Below are 20,435 nucleotides of genomic sequence, written 5' to 3'. Positions count from 1 at the left end.
TTTAGGGCATTGCTACTTCCCTTTTAATAGTTTTTTCTATAGCATAATCAGATTGGTATTTTATACTTCTCTTTTGCGGCTTTATTCCAAACAATCACGTACCCAGTCTCAGAGATAATATTTGGGACTACTATTCCAGAACTAGCATAATTTTAATGAGGGATTTTATGAGTCAGCATATCCATTACGTTACCGACGATAATTTTGAAACAGAAGTCTTGCAGTCGACTGCTCCCGTGCTGGTTGACTATTGGGCAGAGTGGTGTGGTCCTTGCAAAATGATAGCACCCATACTCGACGAAATTGCGAAGGAGTATGGAGATCGACTTAAAGTGGCGAAACTGAACATTGATGAGAATCAATTAACACCGCCTAAATATGGCATTCGTGGTATCCCGACATTAATGCTTTTTAAAAATGGCAATATAGAAGCAACAAAAGTGGGTGCGCTATCAAAATCGCAGTTAACAGCGTTTATTGACAGTCACATTTAATCTCGCTAGGCTAGTCTAAGTAGATAGATTTGAGGATTATGCATTGATAAAAACCACATCACGACTATTTTTATTACCCCATCTGTAATATTTTCCTTTCCAGTATCCTATTTTTTTCCTAAGTATTCTTTTTCAAGAGCTTTCTCATGCGCTTATCTGATCTAAAAAATTTACATGTCACTGAATTAGTGAAAATGGCCGTCGAAAACGAAATTGACGGCGCCAACCGAATGCGAAAGCAAGACGTAATTTTTGCGTTGCTTAAAAATCAGGCACGTAAGGGTGAGAATATTTATGGTCATGGGACACTGGAAGTGCTGCAGGATGGATTTGGCTTTTTACGCTCCCCAGATACTTCATATTTAGCCGGCCCGGATGATATTTATATTTCACCAAGCCAAATCCGGCGTTTTAATTTGCATACCGGTGATTCAATCGATGGAGAGATTCGTCCGCCCAAGGATGGAGAGCGTTATTTTGCGCTGGTGAAAGTTGATAAAGTTAATAACGAGCCACCAGAAAACTCTAAACAGAAAATTCTGTTTGAAAATTTGACGCCGCTGTTTCCTGATGAACGATTGATACTTGAACGAGATATTAAAGCTGAAGAAAACATTACCAGCCGTATTATCGATTTGATTGCTCCGATCGGTAAGGGGCAGCGTGGGTTGCTGGTGGCTAGCCCTAAATCAGGCAAAACCGTCATGTTGCAACATATTGCGCACGCCATCGCAGCTAATCATCCGGATGTGATTCTGATGGTGCTATTGATTGATGAACGTCCGGAAGAAGTCACGGAAATGATCCGATCTGTCAGAGGAGAAGTGATTTCTTCTACCTTCGATGAATCCGCCTCACGGCATGTGCAAGTAGCCGAAATGGTCATTGAAAAAGCCAAGCGTTTGGTCGAGCACAAGAAAGATGTGGTGATACTGCTGGATTCGATTACGCGGCTGGCTCGTGCTTATAACGCTATAGTGCCTGCATCCGGGAAGGTGCTGACGGGTGGTGTGGATGCAAGCGCATTGCAGCGTCCTAAGCGTTTCTTCGGTGCCGCGCGAAATATAGAAGAAGGCGGATCGTTGACTATTATTGCAACCGCCTTGATTGATACCGGGTCACGGATGGATGACGTGATTTATGAGGAATTCAAAGGTACCGGTAATATGGAAATTCATCTGGATCGCCGCATGGCTGAGAAACGGATTTATCCTTCAATTAACGTGAACCGATCAAGCACACGTCGTGAAGAACTATTGATCGCCCCCGAGGTTTTGCAGAAAATCTGGGTGTTGCGTAAGTTGCTGCATCCAATGGATGATATGGATGCAATGGGGTTTCTATTGGATAAAATCAAAGGTACCAAAAACAACTCTGATTTTTTTGATTCAATGAGAAGGGTGTAGAATTAAGTCTATTTAATGCAGAGATAATAATGGAATTAATAGCTGCTATCCTAAAAGCGGTATAGGAATTTCAATTATTTGTTTCATCGATACCGCCTGATTTTCTTAGAAAAATATGCAGTGTCAGTAAACCAGAATCAGAGCTTCTATCCAACAGAGCGTTGAAAAACTATCTGCATTGCCGCTGCGGTGTTAAAAACAGGTTAAAAATGCTTATTTATTAGGCATAAACTGCGCTTTTTCACCTGTTTCTGCCTTGCATCAACTGCTTCGAAAACGTTTTTCAGCGGCCTGCTAATTGCTATTAATCATGAGTTCTGAAATCCACTAAGTTAATTTTGTATTTTTTTAGCTTAGCGTAAACAGCGCGCGATGTGATTCCCATGTTTTCGGAGACACTTTTTATATTTCCGTGATGTTGTTTTAGAGCTGCTTCAAGAAACGATTTCTCTATCTTGGCAAGCGTATTTTCTTTTAAGTCTTTCCATTCCACAGCACTTCCGCTCTCAAGTGGATGCTCTAAATCCAGTTCGGTCATTTCTTTGCCACAGGCAAACAGCATGCTGCGCTCAAGAATATTTTCCAACTCGCGAACATTGCCTGGCCAATGATAGGCGCGTATTTTTTGCATGACTTCACGGCTTACTGATTCAATTTCTTTGTTATACCGATTGTTCAACCGCTGGATAATCAATTGCACAAGGTAAGGTAAATCTTCCGGTCGTTCGGTCAACGAAGGGATGTTTAAGCGGACTACGTTGACACGGTAATACAGATCATTGCGAAATAAATCCTGCTTGATCAGATCCTCCAGATTCTGGTTTGTGGCTGAAATGATCCTGACATCAACCGCTAATGTTTGTTTTCCTCCGACTCTTTCCAGCTCTGCTTCCTGGATTACACGAAGCAACCGAGTTTGTGCCGCGGGCGACAAGGAGTCAATTTCGTCCAGAAACAAGGTGCCACCTTCGGCTCTTTCGAAATAGCCATGGTGTACTTCTATGGCGCCAGTAAAAGCGCCTTTCTCGTGCCCAAACAAGGCGGTTTCAATCAGACTTTCCGGGATTGCGCCACAGTTAATGGTGATAAAAGGCTTGTGGTGGCGATCGCTCATCGCGTGTATGGCGCGCGCTATTAATTCTTTACCTACACCTGTTTGGCCCTGAATTAACACCGTCGCTGGAGTAGGTGCAATAACCTCGATTGATTGCAGTATTTTTTGCATCATCGGTGATTTTGCTATGATCGCAGGAGGTTGATATTTTTTTGATATTTGCTTGCTTTGCTTGTGCCAAAGCCTTTGCAGTTTTGTCTCAATCCGACACTGCAATTCATTTATATCATTAATTTCCTTGACGGGTGTTGTATCGGTATATTCCATTCCAGTATGTCCTTTTGCCGCTTGTGGATTGGTGTAAATACAAACATCGCATTTGCCATCTTGGCGGGCTATGCTTTTCTTGATTTCAACCTTGGCATAACCAAAATTTCTGGCTGCGATGCCTCCAAATACACTGGAGGTCATTCTGCATAACTCAGGAAAATTGGTCACTTGTTCGCCGAAAGGACAGCAGGAATTTGTAACAGTAATACAGTCTTGATTGCTGGAAACAAGTGAAAATTTACCGCCGATATTATTCTTGATATCGAGTATGAGTTCGGTGTAGCTTTCAACATCAAGCTGCTCATTTTTATGTGTATTATCTCGATAAGTTTCTTCAAAAAAGCATCCAGCAGTTTTAGCGATATGCTCAATCAATTGTTCGCAATGCTTCTGACCTTGTTGTTCGCTGGCATGCATCAGTTCAAGAATAAAGGTTTGCAAAAAAAAGACTGGTGTTAATTCGGAGAGAGGGCTATTTTTCATAGATTATGACTTGGATGTGAAGTTGAGCTTCACTAATTGAACCATGGCTGCACAAACGTGGCAACGTCTTAAAGTTAACTTGTTGTAATTAATGATTAATATATTTATTTCTAAATGGCATGGTATTTGCGTGTAACTTTAGTACATCTGAAAATAATCAGATGCGCGGGCTAAGTACCCGTTATACAACCGTCATAATTCTAACGAAATAGTAGATCAGTAAGGATTTTAAAATTCTACGGATTAATAAGGAGATTCAAAATTGAAAACACTCAAAGAGGAATTGAGCACACGCGTCGCCGCATATGATCACTGGGCAGAACGTCGTCGTCATGGACCGGACGGACATAATAACCGAAAGTTGTGGGTGCTGGCTTGTATGGACGAACGTCTGCCGATCGATGAAGCGCTTGGTATTCAAGTAGATACCCCAGCAGGTGGCGGGGATGCGCACTGCTTTCGCAATGCAGGGGGTATCGTCACTGACGATGCAATTCGCTCGGCGATGCTGACTTGCAATTTTTTTGGTACCAAGGAAATCGTCATAGTGCAGCATACGCAATGTGGCATGCTGTCTGCAAATGCGACCGATCTGGAGAAAATGCTGCGCGACAAGGGAGTCGACACCGATAATATTGCGCTGGACCCGACATTGCCCGAATTGAAACTGGAGCAAGGGGCTTTTGCCAAATGGATTGGGATGATGGATGATGTAGATGAAACTTGTATGAAAACGATAGAAGCATTTAAGAATCATCCGCTTATTCCAAAAGATGTAGTCATCAGCGGCTGGGTTTGGGAAGTTGAAACGCGTCGGCTGAGAGCGCCCACACGAGACGCTGAAAAAAGAGCGAGAACCGATGTCACTTCAGATCAATTTGGTGTCAAAGGGAAGCAGCCGCCTCGTTGGAGCTAAATTTAAACAATAAAACTTAGAAGCGTGATCATTTGTGATATCAAGTGGTCACGTCTTAACAGGCCGATGAAAAACGTTTTCGAAGTAGCTGATGCAAGGCGAAAACAGGTAAAATGGCGCATTATGCCTAATAAATGAGTATTTTGAACCTGTTTTTAACACCGCAGCGGCAATGCATATAGTTTTTCAACGGCTTTTTTGAGAAACGTCTTGTTAATGGATAGCAATTCTAAAATGCCAACTTATGATTATTTGTGCACACAGTGCAAGTTACAATTCGAAATACGCCACTCAATCAATGCGTCCAACCCAAATTGCTTAGCCTGCGGAAGTGCAACAGAAAAAATTATTCTTTCTGCTCCTGCAATGCGCGGCAACATGGCACATGGCCGTGATCTGGCAATGCACTCGCTGCAGCCGAAAATCGATCAGGCAAATCATGTGCATGGACCTGGATGCGGATGCAGGAATCATTAGTATTCTTAAGCGCATGAATAAAGCTCTATTCATGTTGTAGGGCGGAGTGTTATGTCACTTCTGGTAATGGCTACTGTTCAATGCAGTGAAGGCAATCCTGCAAGTGTTCCAATTGAATGTTTGTCTGTCGAGAACATCTTGAGGTTATGTCGTAGAATCTTCTGCTATTTTTTGTCCGACCGCGATAAATTGTTGAATATAAGGAATAGCCTTGTCAGATTCTCGCATTGCTAGTAATAATTTCTGATAGAGTCCTTTTTTGCCAATGCGAATTTTTCTGAGTTTGAGATCTTTACTTTTAATATCTGTCAGCCATTCAGGCAAGACACAAACTCCGCGTTTGAGCACTGTCATTTGTAACATGATTTCTAAGGACTCTATTTGTTTTAGCTTGGCTGGTTCAAGGTGTGCGAGTGTCATGAAATGCGTCAGAATATCCAATCTTTCCAGTGATACTGGAAAAGTTAGCAAGGTTTCCTTACTCAAAAGCTCGGGTGTTAGATATTTTGTGTTTGCCAATGGGTGATTGGCAGACACTAGCAATACCAATTGATATTCAGCCAAAACTTCATAAAAGATATTTTCTTTTTTGACCATATCGGGTGTGATCAAAACATCAATATGATGATTGAGCAAACCTTCCAATCCGGTAAATTGGAATTTTTGCACGATATCGATATCCATCTCAGGCATTTTCCGCATGAACTGCCCAATCATCCCAGTGAGCCATTCAAAGCAAGGGTAACATTCCACGCCGATGCGTAAAATTCCTTGCCGGCCTTCGCTATAGGCTCCAAGTGTTTTTTCCGCTTGGGACAAAACCGGCAACACTTGATTAGCTACTTCAAGTAGGAGTTTTCCCGCTTGAGTCAAGCGCAAGTTGCGACCTTCACGCTCCCACAATGTAACGCTTAGTTTTTTTTCCAGGTAGCTAATCTGATGTGATAAGGCGGGTTGGCTTAAACATAGCGCATTGGCGGCTTCGGTAAGCGTGCCATTGATATGAAGCGCTTGGATAATCTTAAGGTGGCTGTGTTCGATCATTTATGAGAAAACCTAATTGATAGATTAAAATTTATCATTATTATTTATTAATCCTTATTCGTACAATAACTCAATCAATATTTATGAGTGGTGATGAAATTATGGTAACAACACACAATCTGGGGTTCCCGCGCATTGGTAGAAACCGGGAATTAAAATTTGCTTTGGAAAAATACTGGAAAGGTGATATTTCTGAACAAGCTTTATCAGATACTGCAGCAGACCTTCGCATCCAACATTGGCAGGATCAGTCCATGCTCGATTGGATTCCGGTGGGTGATTTTTCATTATACGATCATGTGCTGGATATGAGTTTTATGCTGGGCAATATTCCGCAGCGGGTCAGTTCATTTTCTGCCAGTAGTCCGATAGACAATTATTTTCGTGTGGCGAGAGGCCGTTCAGCACACGATATCGCTGCTCATTCATGTGTTAATGCAGGTGAAATGACAAAATGGTTTGATACCAATTATCACTATATCGTACCCGAGTTTAACCGAAATACACGGTTTGCGTTGAATGCCGACCACTTACTCGAACAAATTCAACAAGCTCAGAAAATCCATCGTCACATTAAACCCGTCATTCTCGGGCCGGTCACTTATTTATGGCTGGGAAAATCCAAGGATGGCAGCGATAAGCTTGATCGATTGGACGATTTACTCGGCGTCTATGCGCAATTGCTCGATCAACTCAAGCATGCGGGTATTCACTGGGTGCAAATCGACGAGCCGATTTTGGTCATGGAATTGACGCAGGAGTGGAAACATGCGGTGCGAAATTCTTATTATCAATTACAAGCTACGCCTGTCAATCTGATGTTGACGACGTATTTTGGGCAATTGCAAGACAATCTGCAGCTTGCTTGCGAACTGCCGGTTCAGGGATTGCATCTGGATGCTGTCACGGCTTATGACGAAATTGACAAGGTCATTGACTGGTTGCCCAGGCATAAAGTACTTTCGCTAGGTGTTGTTAACGGGCGTAATATCTGGAAAACCGATTTAACTGAGACACTCAATTGGCTGGAGCCGGTGCATGCGCGCCTGCAAGAGCGGCTTTGGCTAACGCCTTCTTGTTCTTTACTACATGTACCGGTTGATCTGGATAGTGAACAGAAACTCGATGCGGATATTCGGTCGTGGTTGGCATTTGCTACACAGAAATTAAATGAAATCGGAGTGCTGGCAAATGCTTTGAATCATGGTAGAGAAAGCGTTGCTGAGATTCTGCTGGAAAATAGCGCGTCAGTTTCTAGCCGCAAGCAATCCAAACGCGTACATCATGAGAAAACGAAAGCGCGTGTACGTGAGATCAATGAGGCGATGGGTATCCGTCAATCGTCTTATGATCAGCGATCAATCGTGCAACGCAAGCAGTTCCAATTGCCACTGTTTCCAACCACAACGATTGGTTCTTTCCCGCAGACGTTGGAAATCAGGCAGAAACGCCGTGATTTTCGTGCAGGTAAACTGCTGGAAACGGATTATCGGAAAGCGATGCGTAAAGAAATTGAATTTTGTGTGCGCGAACAGGAGGCATTGGGGCTGGATGTTTTTGTTCATGGTGAGCCGGAGCGTAACGATATGGTGGAGTATTTCGGCGAGCAACTTGCCGGATTTGCTTTTACTCAATTTGGCTGGGTGCAGTCTTATGGATCACGTTGTGTCAAGCCGCCGATTATTTATGGCGATGTTTCACATTCGCATGCAATGACTACAGAATGGATTCAATATGCTCAATCGCTTACCCGTAAGCCGATGAAAGGAATGCTTACGGGCCCGGTGACGATGCTGAATTGGTCATTTGTGCGTGACGATCAAACCCGTGAGCAAACATGTATGCAGTTGGCGCTTGCGATACGCGATGAGGTTCTGGCTTTGGAGCAAGCGGGCATTAAAATTATTCAGATTGATGAAGCTGCAATGAGAGAAGGTCTACCGCTCAGAAGATCGCAATGGAATGGTTATCTGGATTGGGCTATTCGTGCATTCCGTATCACCGCAAACGGTGTAAAAGATGAAACACAAATTCATACGCATATGTGTTATTCGGAATTCAATGACATTATGGCGGCGATAGCACGCATGGATGCTGATGTAATCACGATCGAGACGTCGCGCTCGGATATGGAACTGCTGGATGCCTTTGATCAGTTTCGATATCCGAATGAAATCGGCCCAGGGGTGTATGATATCCACTCACCCAATATACCTTCTGTTGATTCTATTATTGAATTAATGGAGAAAGCTGCGCAACGAATACCAGTTGAGCGCTTGTGGGTGAATCCGGATTGCGGGCTAAAAACGCGCACTTGGGAAGAAGTAAAACCGGCATTGCACAATATGATTGCTGCTAGTCGGCATTTAGCCCGCAATTTAAGCACAGAGCAGATCAGCTAAATTTGACTTGCCGGTGTTATTTAGCGATGATATGCAACACTTTATCCATCACGGTTTAAAAGGAGTAATCATGACGACCAATACCATACTCAAGCAAAAAATTACTGCCATTATCGGCGAAAAACATCTGCTCAAACATCCGTTCTATATTGCCTGGACCGAAGGAAAATTGACGAAGGAGCAATTACGCCATTACGCCGAGCAATATTTCTATAATGTACTGGCTGAACCTACTTACTTAAGCGCAGTACATTTTAATACGCCACATATGCATTCGGAGTCAAATAGCGGTGATATCAGCGTGCGCCAGGAAGTATTGAAAAATCTGATTGATGAAGAACATGGCGAAAAAAATCATCCAGCTTTATGGAAAAATTTTGCTTTTGCATTGGGTGCAAATGACAAGAGTTTAGCTAATGCATCCGCATTGCCGACTACCGAAAAGCTTGTTTCCACATTCCGGGATATTTGCTTAAATCGGCCTTTCTATGCAGGGCTTGCAGCGTTACACGCGTTTGAATCACAAGTGCCCGACATTGCTGCGGTAAAAATTGATGGATTGGCTAAGTTTTATGGTATGAAGAATCCTGAGGATTATGAATTCTTCTCAGTCCATCAAAAGGCCGATGTTTATCATTCTCAAGCTGAATGGGCAATCATCGAGCGATTTGCCGATAACCCAGAAAAACAAGCAGAAGTGTTAGCTGCAACCCAAGAAGCTTGCGATGCACTATGGGGTTTCCTGGATGGAATCCATGAGACCTATTGCGCTAACCTGATGTGCGAGCAAAAAGAAGCAGCAGCTTTACATTAAGCATACGAAAGTTTGCTTCAATCTCTTGTGACAAGCTCAGTGTGAACGCTAATTCCGTGATTATGCTTCTACTGGGCTTGTCATATGTTGCGTATTACCATACTTACTGTCGATATTCATCGGCTTCCATGTCATAGATTAAGGCTGCACAATCAAAGCGGTTGCCAGAGTCCCGAAATGGGACCAATATCTTTCCTATGAGAATTATTGCTTTGTCTACCTTGAAGGCATTCTGGGACAATGAGCCTGCTTATGCAGATGCAATTCAACCCACACTTGCTTGGTATAGACACGCACTAAAGGCTAACTGGGCAACACCTGCTGAAGTGAAAGCGAATTTTAAAAATGCCAGCATCCTGAAAGACGGGAGAGTCATATTTAATCTCTTCCGGGTTTAATTCCTCGCCCCTTGGGGCGAAGGCTGGTTGAAAACCAGCAGTCTGAAGAGTGCTTTTAATACCTCGCTACTTGCGGCGGGGTGCTTTATTGCTGGAAACAAATACCGCTTGGTAATATGGATTAACTATGTATACAGCGTTGTATATATTCGTTTCATAGGTACTCATGCTTAATACGATCAAATCAATGCGCAAACTATTTAACGTTGGAGGCAGCTCGAAATATGGACATCAAGCCAATCAAAACTAATGCCGACTACCGCGGGATATTAAAGGAAGCAGAAATACTCATGACAGCAGAGTCTAACACGCCAGAAGGTGAAAAACTGGATGTTTTGGTAACGCTTGTTGAGGCTTACGAGCGGAAGCATTTTCCACTTGACTTGCCTGATCCTGTTGAGGCCATCAAATTTGAAATGGAGCAGAAAGATCTAACAGTCAAAGATCTGGAACCGATGATTGGAAAGAGTAATCGCGTGTATGAGATATTAAACCGCAAACGTTTTCTGACACTCAAAATGATCTGGAAGCTGCATCAAGAGCTGGGTATTCCAGCTGAATCTCTGATAAAACAACCTTCCCAGACACGCGCTACATAAAACATTTTTTTTATTTTTAGCATCATGAGATTGCGAGAGGTAATTTCTTTTATTGGTGCTCTTGTAGCAGTTGTTAATTCCAATCATCACATAAATATTCGATTTTCTATTCTAATTTTCTTCTACAAGTTTGCCGGATAGCGGCGTGTTTAACGTATATAATACAAGGTTTGACTCATTTGAATAATTTTTGCATGTCTAAACGGGGGTTGTCATTTGATCTTCGCAAAACATCTTCATTACCATGCGCCCAATTCTAAAATCCAGAAAATTGATGAATGTTTGTTATGACATTCGTGGCCCGGTGCTTGAACGCGCTCGTCAAATGGAGGAAGAAGGACATCACATTATCAAACTGAATATTGGTAACCCAGCGACATTTGGTTTTGATGTGCCGGAGGAAATTCTGCAGGATGTGATTCGTAATTTGTCGGAGGCTTCCGGTTATTGCGACTCTAAAGGATTGTTTGCTGCGCGTAAGGCGATTATGCATTATACGCAAGAAAAGCAGATTAAAAATGTGCAGTTGGATGATATTTTTATTGGCAATGGCGTATCTGAACTGGTTGTTTTGACGATGCAGGCATTACTGGATAATGGTGATGAAGTGTTGATTCCAATGCCGGATTATCCATTGTGGACTGCTGCAGTTGTGCTTTCAGGTGGAATGGCCAAACATTATTTGTGCGATGAAGAGTCGGGCTGGTTGCCAAATCTGGATGATATTCGCGCCAAAATTACACCCAAGACACGCGCGATTGTTATTATCAACCCCAATAATCCCACCGGCGCACTCTATCCGAATGAATTACTGCTCGAGATCATCGAAATTGCCCGGCAGCATCAGTTGATCATTTATGCGGATGAGATCTACGACAAGATATTGTACGAACAAGCAACGCATACCTCGATTGCGTCACTGGCGGAGGATGTTTTGTTTGTGACGTTCAACGGATTATCCAAAAATTACCGTGCGGCTGGCTTCCGTTCCGGTTGGGCGGTGGTATCGGGCGAAAAAGGTCATGCTCGAGATTACATTGCGGGATTGAATATGCTGGCATCTATGCGATTGTGTGCGAATGTGCCGTCGCAATTTGGGATTCAAACCGCATTGGGGGGTTATCAAAGTATTTATGATCTAACTTTGCCCGCAGGTCGATTGATGCGCCAACGCGACGTGGCGTGGAAATTGTTGACTGACATTCCTGGTGTAACTTGTTTTAAGCCACAATCGGCGTTGTATTTGTTTCCGCGCCTTGATCCCGAGATTTATCCGATTGAAGATGATCAAAAATTTGCATTGGAACTTTTGCTTGAAGAGAAGGTTTTAATAGTGCAGGGCACTGGTTTTAATTGGATGAAGCCGGATCATTTTCGCGTGGTATTTTTGCCCAATGCGGATGATTTGACTGAGGCTTGCGGTCGCATTGCGCATTTTTTACAGCATTACCGCAAGCGTCATGGTACTTAATCATCAAGTGCTTTGACTTTGTTTCTCGTCAGCTGGCCCTTATAATTACGCATCAATTTAATTGTTTATTTTTAATTTGAATTTATGAAACCCATTCACATTGGTTTATTAGGCATTGGCACCGTTGGTGGTGGCACATACACTGTTCTCAAACGTAACCAGGAAGAGATCGCGCGCCGTGCGGGCCGGGAAATTGTCGTCAAGATGATAGCCGACAAAGATCTGGATAAAGCCCGGAATTTGGCAGATTCTGGAGTCATCGTAACTGCCGATGCGCATGAAATTACTAAAAATCCTGATATTGATATCGTGGTAGAACTGATCGGTGGCCAGACTATTGCCAAGGATCTGATTCTGGAAGCAATCGCCAATGGCAAGCATGTGGTAACGGCCAATAAGGCTTTGCTGGCGAATCACGGCACCGAAATTTTTGCTGCGGCGCGAGCCAAAGGCGTAATTGTCGCTTTTGAGGCTGCGGTGGCGGGTGGTATCCCGATCATTAAAGCGCTGCGCGAAGGATTGACGGCCAATCGCATTACCTGGATAGCCGGGATCATCAATGGCACAGCAAATTTTATTTTGTCAGAAATGCGCGAAAAGGGATTGTCGTTCGAGCAAGTTCTGGCACAGGCGCAAAAGCTTGGGTATGCCGAAGCTGACCCTACCTATGATATTGAAGGCATTGATGCTGCGCACAAAATCACTTTGATGTCGGCGATTGCATTTGGTATACCGGTACAATTTAGTAAAGTATATACTGAAGGAATTACTAAGCTGACCGGCGAGGATATCCGCTATGCCGAAGAGCTCGGTTACCGGATCAAACTGCTGGGGATTACCAAACGTGTGGCAAAAGGGATTGAATTGCGGGTGCATCCCACATTAATTCCAATGCGGCGATTAATCGCTAACGTCGAAGGCGTGATGAATGCAGTTGTCGTTAACGGTGATGCGGTTGGTGCGACGCTATACTATGGTGCTGGAGCGGGTGCTGAACCAACCGCCAGTTCGGTAATTGCGGATTTGGTCGATGTGACGCGGATGCAAACCGCTGATCCGATGCATCGCGTTCCAACCTTATCATTCCAGCCGGATTCATTATCCGATACGCCGATTATTCCGATGGAAGAAGTCGAAACTTCGTATTATCTGCGCTTGCAAGTGATCGATAAACCAGGCGTAATGGCTGAAATTACTCGCATTGTGGCAGAGAATAATATTTCTATCAGCGCCATGATCCAGAAGGAAGCCAGCAGCGATTCCGATAAAGTCGGCATTATCATGTTGACGCATTTGACGGCTGAAAAAAATATCAATGCGGCAATCGCGCACATTGAATCATTACCCGTGGTAACGAGCAAGGTGATCCGTGTTCGCATCGAAGAATTAAACAATTAAAGCTGTGGATACCGATTATCGTTGCGTTTTGTAAGTAGGACACAACACGGTTACTTAAAACTAACTAAAATCAAGCATGCAATATATTTCTACCCGCGGTGGAATGCCACCCAAATCTTTTTCTGAAATTCTTTTGAGCGGTTTGTCTCCGGATGGTGGATTGGCGATGCCGGCAGCCTATCCCAAAATCACAGCGGCGCAATTGGAAGTCTGGAGAAGTTTGAGTTATCCGGCGCTTGCATTCGAAATTCTGTCACGCTTTATTGACGATATTCCGGCTGACGATCTGCGCAACTTGATCAATCAAACCTATACTGCCGAGACTTTTGGCAGTGCCGATATCACGTCGCTAAAAACCTTGGAGCCCGGCTTGCATATATTGGGGTTATCCAATGGCCCGACTCTGGCATTCAAGGACATCGCAATGCAGTTGCTCGGTAATTTGTTTCAATATCAATTGGACAAAACCGGCAACGAATTAAATATTCTTGGTGCGACTTCAGGTGATACCGGCTCCAGCGCCGAATACGCCATGCGTGGTAAGCACGGAATTCGAGTTTTTATGTTGTCCCCGCAGGGAAAAATGAGCCGTTTCCAAACCGCGCAAATGTTTTCACTGCAAGATAAGAATATTTTCAATATCGCCATTCGTGGTGTGTTCGATGATTGTCAGGATATCGTCAAGGCTGTCAGCAATGATCATGCCTTTAAACAAGCGCACCGTATTGGTACAGTCAATTCGATCAACTGGGCGCGCATTGTGGCGCAAGTCGTTTATTACTTCAAAGGCTATTTTGCCGCGACTAAAAATAATGACGAACAGGTTTCGTTTGCTGTGCCATCCGGCAATTTTGGCAATATCTGCGCCGGGCATGTTGCGCGTATGATGGGCCTTCCCATTAAGCATCTGATTCTGGCAACTAATGAAAACGATGTGCTTGACGAATTTTTCCGAACCGGCGTGTACCGTCCGCGTACCACCACGGAAACCCAGCATACCAGTAGCCCTTCGATGGATATATCCAAAGCCTCCAACTTCGAGCGTTTCATTTTCGATTTGACTGGCAGAAATGCAGAGCAGGTGGCTGAATTATGGTCAGCCGTTGACAAAGGTAATACCTTTGATCTATCAATCACACCATTATTTGCAGCAATCAAGGATTACGGTTTTGTATCCGGCAGCAGCAACCATGCCGCGCGGATCGCAACCATTCGAGATATCTATCAGCGTTATCATGTATTGGTCGATACGCACACTGCGGATGGCCTGAAAGTAGGGCAAGCACATCAAGAATCGGGCGTGCCACTCATTTGTCTGGAAACCGCATTGCCAGCCAAATTTTCTGAGAGCATCGCAGAAGCCGTTGGCCGTGAACCGGAACGCCCGGCCGGTTTCGAGAATTTAGAGAATCTTCCGCAGCGGTATGTGGTTAAAGATGTCGATGCACAAGCGATTAAGGATTATATTGACGAGCAATGTAAGCTATCTGCGTAGACGTTCTTACTCTGGAAAGGAATAATGTAAAGAGTTATTCACAATCTATGCTCGCTTTGGAATTTGCCTTATACGGAATTGGCGAAGCTACAACCATTGTAGCTTTTGATGATATAGACCATACCGTAAACCCAATGTTTTTTACTATCATTGGTGACTTGACTGGTTACTTCGTTGCGCCAAGTTCACTCCACGATTAGTTCTATAAAACTGTTAAACTACATGGCGCTATCAATAATATGGCGCTGTATGAAAAATTAACAACTTTTTTCTTTTACTTGTACACAACAAGAATAGTTCTCACGTTTTAAGTTATCAAAGTTAACCTCTATTTCTGAGAGACTATTACTTCATCGACCAAAGTGATATTACGAATTTCATATACCTTAAAGATTTTTATCGCTGTGACCCAGCTTGGTTGGCTCAGTGCTTGCGCCAATCTTTCTTATTATGCGCAAGCTGTCGATGGGCATTTTAATGTGATACACCGTGCGCAGCCGATCAGCACAGTGATTACAAATCCGTACATCGATCCAAAATTAAAAGATTCATTGACTCTGGTTATGCAGTTGCGTGAATTTGCAAGTCAGGAGCTGAAATTGCCGGATAATTTGAGCTATACTCGTTATGCAGATTTAGAGCGTCCTTTTGTGGTGTGGAATGTGTTTGCTTCTCCTGAACTTTCGCTTAAACTCAAGGAATGGTGCTTTGTACAGGTTGGTTGCGTCAATTATCGTGGTTTTTTCTCGCAGGCAAAAGCTGAGCGCTATGCAGAAGAACTCCGGCAGGAAGGTTACGATGTTCATGTCGGTGGAATACGTGCCTATTCCACGCTGGGCTGGTTTAGTGACCCGGTGCTGAATACTTTTATTGGTTATTCCGAAGCGAATCTTGCCCGGCTGATTTTTCATGAATTGGCGCATCAAATTGTTTATGTGTCAGGTGACACTGCGTTTAATGAGTCTTTTGCCACCGCAGTCGAGCATGAAGGTGTTAGGCGATGGTTTGAAAGCAACGGCACAGCATTCGAACAAGCGGCATTAAGCGCTCGACAAGAAAGGGAAACGATTTTTACCAGTTTGATATTCAAGTACCGAAAAAGACTGCAAGAACTTTTTCATTCGAATATCAGCGACTCCGAGAAACGCGCCAGTAAAGTGCGTATTTTTGATGAACTCCGCGATGAATTCTTGCACTTGAAAGCCGAGAAGAGCGAGTTTGGCAGTTATGATCGTTGGTTTGGACAAACTTTGAATAATGCATTATTGGCTACTGTTTCTATTTATACCCAGTTGTTGCCGGCATTTCAGGGAATACTCAAACAACATGACCAAGATATGCAGCGGTTCTTCGATGCAGTGATAAAAATCAGCAAGTTGCCGAAGCATGAACGGAATTCAGCCCTGCAACAAGCGGCCGAAGATAATCAGCAATGGAATGTCGTCGAAAGATAACTTTCAACTCGCCACTAAAAAATCCATAGAGTGCAAATACATGTCAGAGACAACGCATCGAGATAAAGACCGACCTAATCCGGTATCTTTCATGGAAGCTTTTATTTACTGGCTGAAACTTGGTTTCGTCAGTTTTGGCGGGCCAGCGGGGCAGATTAGCATGATGCATCAGGAATTAGTCGAAAGACGACGCTGGATTTCCGAGCAGCGTTTTCTTCATGCACTCAATTATACGATGGTGCTGCCGGGCCCGGAAGCTCAGCAACTGGCGACGTATATTGGCTGGTTGATGCATGGTACCTGGGGAGGCATAGTGGCGGGTATGCTTTTTGTGCTGCCTTCTTTTTTTATTCTGGTGGCTTTAACTTGGATTTATCAGATTTATAGTGAGGTGCCTGCGATTGCAGGTATTTTATACGGTATAAAACCCGCGGTAACAGCTATTGTGCTCTTTGCAGCTTATCGTATTGGTTCTCGAGCTCTGCAGAACAACCTATTGCGCGCTATTTCGGTTGCAGCATTCATTGCTATCTTTGTATTCAATTTACCCTTTCCGTACATTGTGTTGATGGCGGGTTTGATGGGCTATATCGGTTCTCATTATGCACCGGATAAATTTCGTACCGGTAGTCATCATGTAAAAGCAACGGATACTTATGGCTCTGCTTTAATTGATGATAATACGCCGATTCCAGATCATGCCCGCTTTCAGTGGAGTCGGTTTACTACATTTGCCATCATCGGGCTGTTAATTTGGGGTGGTGTAATGATTATGCTTGCCATGCAGTATGGCTGGGCTGGCACGCTGACGCAAATGGGCTGGTTTTTTACCAAAGCGGCGTTAATGACATTTGGCGGGGCCTATGCCGTTCTACCGTATGTGTATCAAGGTGGGGTAGAGCAGTACATGTGGTTAAATGCAGTGCAAATGATCGATGGCTTGGCGTTGGGTGAAACTACGCCGGGTCCGCTGATTATGATTGTCGCTTTTGTCGGTTTTGTGGGTGGTTGGAGCAAGGCGATTTTTGGTCCGGACATGCTTTTTCTAGCTGGTTTTGCCGGGGCCAGTATTGCTACCTTATTTACATTCTTGCCATCTTTTCTTTTTATTTTGTTGGGAGGGCCCGCTGTTGAAGCTACCCGGCATGACATTAAATTTACTGCGCCATTAACTGGAATTACCGCTGCTGTAGTTGGAGTCATTGTTAATTTGGCAGTTTTCTTTGCCTACCACGTGTTGTGGCCAGATGGCTTTGATGCTGCATTTGAATGGTTTTCCGCTTTGATTGGAATTGCTGCCTATATCGCTTTGTTCAAATATAAAGCAGGGATTGTAACGGTCATCAGTTTTTGTGCTGCTGCTGGATTAAGTTATACCTTACTGCTCGGTTATTTCTAGTCAGTGAGTTGAGTCGTTATTTAATCAAATTCAACAATCGCCGAGATTCTTTCTCATCTAACTCCAACCATTGTCCGCGCTTGATCCTGGGCGGCAGATTGATTGGACCGAAACGCACACGCATTAGGCGGCTTACCGTCAATCCTATGGCTTCAAACATGCGCCGCACTTCGCGATTCTTACCTTCTTTCAGGATCACGCGGTACCAGTGATTAGCCCCTTCTCCACCTTGATCAGCCAGATAGGTGAACGCCGCCTCACCGTCTTCTAGCGTTACGCCAGTGGTCAGTTGTTTCATTTGCTCCTCGGTGAGTTCGCCCAGTATTCGCACTGCATATTCTCGCTCCATTTCAAAGCGCGGATGCATCATGCGATTGGCTAATGCGCCATCGTTGGTGAAAATGAGCAGACCACTGGTATTGAAATCCAGACGACCAATAGCGATCCATTTGGAAGATCGTAAATACGGCAGTTTGTCGAAAACGGAAGGGCGGTCTTGCGGATCATTACGGCTGACAATTTCACCTTCCGGTTTGTGATAGAGCAGCACTTTAGGTAGTTCTTCTTCCACATGAACGCGGATTGTGCGCCTACCGATACGAATCACGTCGCCCGGGCCGGCACGATCTCCAATCACAGCTGTTTGACTGTTTAGTTTGACTTGTCCGGAAGCAATTAGTGTTTCCATTTCTCGCCGGGAACCTAGTCCCTTCTGTGCCAGTAGTTTTTGCAGCTTGAAAGTGGTTGCCGGTGTTTTGGAATCGGGTGCTGCCGGTATACTGGAAGGAACGGGATATCGTTCTGCCGCTTCATTGTTTACGATAGATGCTTTTTTCTTGGCTGGTCTGATTGGCCTGTTTGCTTTCATGAGTGTCTAAATCCGGAAAATGTGCTGGCTAATAATCGATCATTTGAGGCAACGTACAATGATGGATTTTAAACTATCCAGAGCGCAAGCATGCACTATCCATCATTATTCATGCAATGTTACGATCGTTCAATACGTTGAGTAATAAGTACTTGCTTGTCAAACGAGAACCACCGAGCTTATCAAAGCTTGGGTCGAGTTCTATTTCCTAGAATGTTAGGTCGTTTGCTACCAGTCCTGAGCCATCATTATGCGTCACGATACCCAGAATCTGGATATCCGTTGCTACAATTACGTCGTCTCCTCCAGATCCTGCGGTATAGTTCACCACGGCGGTTTGTGTGGGGGAGAAATTCATGATGAACAGGTGTTCTTCCCCAGTTGCTATCGCAGTAAAGTCGATTTCTTCACCCAGCTCAGCAATCAGGTTGGCCAGTCCAGATGTAGTGAAGTCGGCCAATACAACTTCTAACTCTGCATCGAGCAATACAGTAGCTTCCTGATTAGCGCCACCGATAATGGCTTGGTCTCCTAAATCGTTACCGTTGCTCACCGAATAATCCAGAATGCTATCGCTATCATCATCAAGTGATGTTTTAAAAGTGCCAGTGATTTTAATTAAATCATCCGTGGCAGTATTAGCATTGGCGTCAAACTGGGTGATAGTATCGGCTCCATTGTTCGCGCCTGCCGCAGCACCGTCCGAAACCGAAGTATAAATTGCCGTTTGTCGGGTATTGTCATTGCCGCTGCTACCCAGTGTAATCGTGTCAGCACCTGCGCCGCCAGTAATACTATCTGTGCCGGCACCAGTAGTAATGGTGTCATTGCCTCCCTCGCCGACTAACGTATCGTTGCCGGTTCCACCGGCGAGTGTGTCATTACCTGCACCACCCGTAATGCTGTCATTGCCCGTTCCACCTGTGATGGAAAAGACACTGTCGGTATCTGCGCTGCCATTAAATGTCAGTACACCCGAATTGGCGGCAGTCGTAAGTGTCAAGGTGGCTCCCGCTGCAACCAAGGCATCCTGCGTAGTAATCGTGACCACGGTATTGGTATTGCCTACTGTAATGGCTTCAATATTTTGAACATTATCAAAATAATTGGCTGCCGCGAAGGCTGTATTGCCGGTCAAGGCAATCGTGTCCGTTCCTGTTCCTCCATCCACGACATCTGCACTGGTTAACCCCGTGACCGCTGCAAACGTAAATGTTTCATTACCTGTGCCACCAACTAGTGTATCGCTGCCGGTTCCGCCGGCGAGGATGTCATTACCTGCTCCACCCGTAATGTTGTCATTACCCGAACCGCCGGTAATATTGAAGACGCCGTTTGTTTCTGCAGCACCAGTAAATGTCAGTACACCCGAATTGGCGGCATTTGTAAGCGTCAGGGTGGCCCCCGCTGCAACTAGGGTATCCTGCGTGGTAATTGTAACCGCAGTATTGGTATTGCCTAGTGTAATGGCTTCAATATTCTGAACATTATCAAAATCATTGGTTGCAGTGAAAGCTGTATTGCCCGTCAAGGCAACCGTGTCCGTTCCGGTGCTTCCATTCACGATATCCGCGCTGGTTAAACCCGTGACTGCCGCCAATGTGAAGGTGTCGCTGCCTGTGCCACCAGACAGCGTGTCATTGCCCAGCCCAGCGGTTATATTATTGGTGCCGTTTCCTCCAGACAGCGTGTCGTTTCCAGAGCCACCGGTAATAATGTCATTACTCGAACCACCGGTAATATTGAAGGTGCCATCGGTTTCTGCGGCGCCATTAAATGTCAGTACACCCGAATTGGCGGCAGTCGTAAGTGTCAAGGTGGCTCCCGCTGCAACCAAGGTATCCTGCGTGGTAATTGTGACCACGGTATTGGTATTGCCTACTGTAATGGCTTCAATATTTTGAACATTATCAAAATAATTGGCTGCCGCGAA

At 44.5% G+C, this 20,435-nt stretch carries 16 protein-coding genes and 2 pseudogenes; 14 read left to right on the top strand and 4 right to left on the bottom strand.

All coding sequences use genetic code 11. From position 1 onward, the window contains the following. The first annotated feature begins 167 nt into the window (after positions 1-167). Positions 168-494, top strand: coding sequence for a thioredoxin TrxA (trxA, locus tag K2Q13_RS02595; protein ID WP_292919100.1), 327 nt, complete (start codon positions 168-170; stop codon positions 492-494). 146 nt (positions 495-640) lie between these two features. After that, entirely contained in the window at positions 641-1,900 is a 1,260-nt protein-coding gene (gene rho, locus K2Q13_RS02590; protein WP_292919099.1) for a transcription termination factor Rho, read from the top strand. Between the two features lie 304 nt (positions 1,901-2,204). On the opposite strand, the gene K2Q13_RS02585 is transcribed toward rho, so the two are convergent. Then, positions 2,205-3,767 (bottom strand): sigma 54-interacting transcriptional regulator, encoded by a 1,563-nt coding sequence (locus tag K2Q13_RS02585; RefSeq protein ID WP_292919098.1) that lies wholly within the window; start codon positions 3,765-3,767, stop codon positions 2,205-2,207. A gap of 262 nt (positions 3,768-4,029) precedes the next feature. Between K2Q13_RS02585 and K2Q13_RS02580 the strand changes: the two genes are divergently transcribed. Both K2Q13_RS02580 and K2Q13_RS02575 read left to right on the top strand, forming a co-directional pair. Further along, entirely contained in the window at positions 4,030-4,683 is a 654-nt protein-coding gene (locus tag K2Q13_RS02580; protein ID WP_292919097.1) for a carbonic anhydrase, read from the top strand. A gap of 234 nt (positions 4,684-4,917) precedes the next feature. Further along, positions 4,918-5,160, top strand: coding sequence for an FmdB family zinc ribbon protein (locus tag K2Q13_RS02575; RefSeq protein WP_292919096.1), 243 nt, complete (start codon positions 4,918-4,920; stop codon positions 5,158-5,160). 144 nt (positions 5,161-5,304) lie between these two features. On the opposite strand, the gene K2Q13_RS02570 is transcribed toward K2Q13_RS02575, so the two are convergent. Further along, positions 5,305-6,204 (bottom strand): LysR family transcriptional regulator, encoded by a 900-nt coding sequence (locus tag K2Q13_RS02570; protein ID WP_292919095.1) that lies wholly within the window; start codon positions 6,202-6,204, stop codon positions 5,305-5,307. Positions 6,205-6,305: 101 nt separating this feature from the next. Here K2Q13_RS02570 and metE point away from each other — a divergent pair, with 101 nt between their 5' ends. The 10 genes and pseudogenes from metE to chrA all read left to right on the top strand — a co-directional run bounded on the left by metE (position 6,306) and on the right by chrA (position 17,634). Then, positions 6,306-8,606, top strand: coding sequence for a 5-methyltetrahydropteroyltriglutamate--homocysteine S-methyltransferase (gene metE / locus K2Q13_RS02565; RefSeq protein ID WP_292919094.1), 2,301 nt, complete (start codon positions 6,306-6,308; stop codon positions 8,604-8,606). 70 nt (positions 8,607-8,676) lie between these two features. Continuing rightward, on the top strand, positions 8,677-9,420 hold the full coding sequence (locus K2Q13_RS02560; protein WP_292919093.1) for a CADD family putative folate metabolism protein: 744 nt from the start codon (positions 8,677-8,679) through the stop codon (positions 9,418-9,420). A gap of 197 nt (positions 9,421-9,617) precedes the next feature. Next, positions 9,618-9,806 (top strand): annotated as a pseudogene (locus K2Q13_RS02555) (type II toxin-antitoxin system HigB family toxin); the annotation flags it as partial. Between the two features lie 99 nt (positions 9,807-9,905). Next, positions 9,906-9,992 (top strand): annotated as a pseudogene (locus K2Q13_RS13290) (type II toxin-antitoxin system HigB family toxin); the annotation flags it as partial. A gap of 50 nt (positions 9,993-10,042) precedes the next feature. Then, a complete protein-coding gene (locus tag K2Q13_RS02545) occupies positions 10,043-10,417 on the top strand; it encodes a transcriptional regulator (protein WP_292919090.1) in 375 nt (124 codons plus the stop codon). A 244-nt stretch (positions 10,418-10,661) separates the two neighbouring features. Further along, entirely contained in the window at positions 10,662-11,888 is a 1,227-nt protein-coding gene (locus K2Q13_RS02540; protein WP_292919089.1) for a pyridoxal phosphate-dependent aminotransferase, read from the top strand. Between the two features lie 84 nt (positions 11,889-11,972). Continuing rightward, positions 11,973-13,286: a homoserine dehydrogenase gene (locus K2Q13_RS02535; protein ID WP_292919088.1), complete on the top strand. Its 1,314-nt coding sequence runs from the start codon at positions 11,973-11,975 to the stop codon at positions 13,284-13,286. A 76-nt stretch (positions 13,287-13,362) separates the two neighbouring features. Beyond that, positions 13,363-14,781, top strand: coding sequence for a threonine synthase (gene thrC / locus K2Q13_RS02530; protein ID WP_292919087.1), 1,419 nt, complete (start codon positions 13,363-13,365; stop codon positions 14,779-14,781). A 362-nt stretch (positions 14,782-15,143) separates the two neighbouring features. After that, positions 15,144-16,235, top strand: coding sequence for an aminopeptidase (locus tag K2Q13_RS02525; protein ID WP_292919086.1), 1,092 nt, complete (start codon positions 15,144-15,146; stop codon positions 16,233-16,235). 40 nt (positions 16,236-16,275) lie between these two features. Beyond that, entirely contained in the window at positions 16,276-17,634 is a 1,359-nt protein-coding gene (chrA, locus tag K2Q13_RS02520) for a chromate efflux transporter (RefSeq protein WP_292919085.1), read from the top strand. Positions 17,635-17,650: 16 nt separating this feature from the next. On the opposite strand, the gene rluB is transcribed toward chrA, so the two are convergent. Beyond that, on the bottom strand, positions 17,651-18,502 hold the full coding sequence (rluB, locus tag K2Q13_RS02515; protein ID WP_292919084.1) for a 23S rRNA pseudouridine(2605) synthase RluB: 852 nt from the start codon (positions 18,500-18,502) through the stop codon (positions 17,651-17,653). Positions 18,503-18,710: 208 nt separating this feature from the next. After that, positions 18,711-20,435, bottom strand: a 1,725-nt coding sequence (locus K2Q13_RS02510; protein WP_292919083.1) for a calcium-binding protein, incomplete at its 5' end; no start/stop codon positions are given.

Source organism: Nitrosomonas sp., assembly GCF_019752095.1.
Taxonomy (GTDB): domain Bacteria; phylum Pseudomonadota; class Gammaproteobacteria; order Burkholderiales; family Nitrosomonadaceae; genus Nitrosomonas.
This window is presented reverse-complemented; position numbering and strand designations above follow the sequence as displayed.

Bases quoted from the DNA above. Each gene is read 5' to 3' on its own strand.
- trxA (WP_292919100.1), top strand. From the start codon at position 168: ATGAGTCAGCATATCCATTACGTTACCGACGATAATTTTGAAACAGAA.
- rho (WP_292919099.1), top strand. From the start codon at position 641: ATGCGCTTATCTGATCTAAAAAATTTACATGTCACTGAATTAGTGAAA.
- K2Q13_RS02585 (WP_292919098.1), bottom strand. From the start codon at position 3,767: ATGAAAAATAGCCCTCTCTCCGAATTAACACCAGTCTTTTTTTTGCAA.
- K2Q13_RS02575 (WP_292919096.1), top strand. From the start codon at position 4,918: ATGCCAACTTATGATTATTTGTGCACACAGTGCAAGTTACAATTCGAA.
- K2Q13_RS02570 (WP_292919095.1), bottom strand. From the start codon at position 6,204: ATGATCGAACACAGCCACCTTAAGATTATCCAAGCGCTTCATATCAAT.
- metE (WP_292919094.1), top strand. From the start codon at position 6,306: ATGGTAACAACACACAATCTGGGGTTCCCGCGCATTGGTAGAAACCGG.
- K2Q13_RS02560 (WP_292919093.1), top strand. From the start codon at position 8,677: ATGACGACCAATACCATACTCAAGCAAAAAATTACTGCCATTATCGGC.
- K2Q13_RS02545 (WP_292919090.1), top strand. From the start codon at position 10,043: ATGGACATCAAGCCAATCAAAACTAATGCCGACTACCGCGGGATATTA.
- K2Q13_RS02540 (WP_292919089.1), top strand. From the start codon at position 10,662: ATGCGCCCAATTCTAAAATCCAGAAAATTGATGAATGTTTGTTATGAC.
- K2Q13_RS02535 (WP_292919088.1), top strand. From the start codon at position 11,973: ATGAAACCCATTCACATTGGTTTATTAGGCATTGGCACCGTTGGTGGT.
- thrC (WP_292919087.1), top strand. From the start codon at position 13,363: ATGCAATATATTTCTACCCGCGGTGGAATGCCACCCAAATCTTTTTCT.
- chrA (WP_292919085.1), top strand. From the start codon at position 16,276: ATGTCAGAGACAACGCATCGAGATAAAGACCGACCTAATCCGGTATCT.
- rluB (WP_292919084.1), bottom strand. From the start codon at position 18,502: ATGAAAGCAAACAGGCCAATCAGACCAGCCAAGAAAAAAGCATCTATC.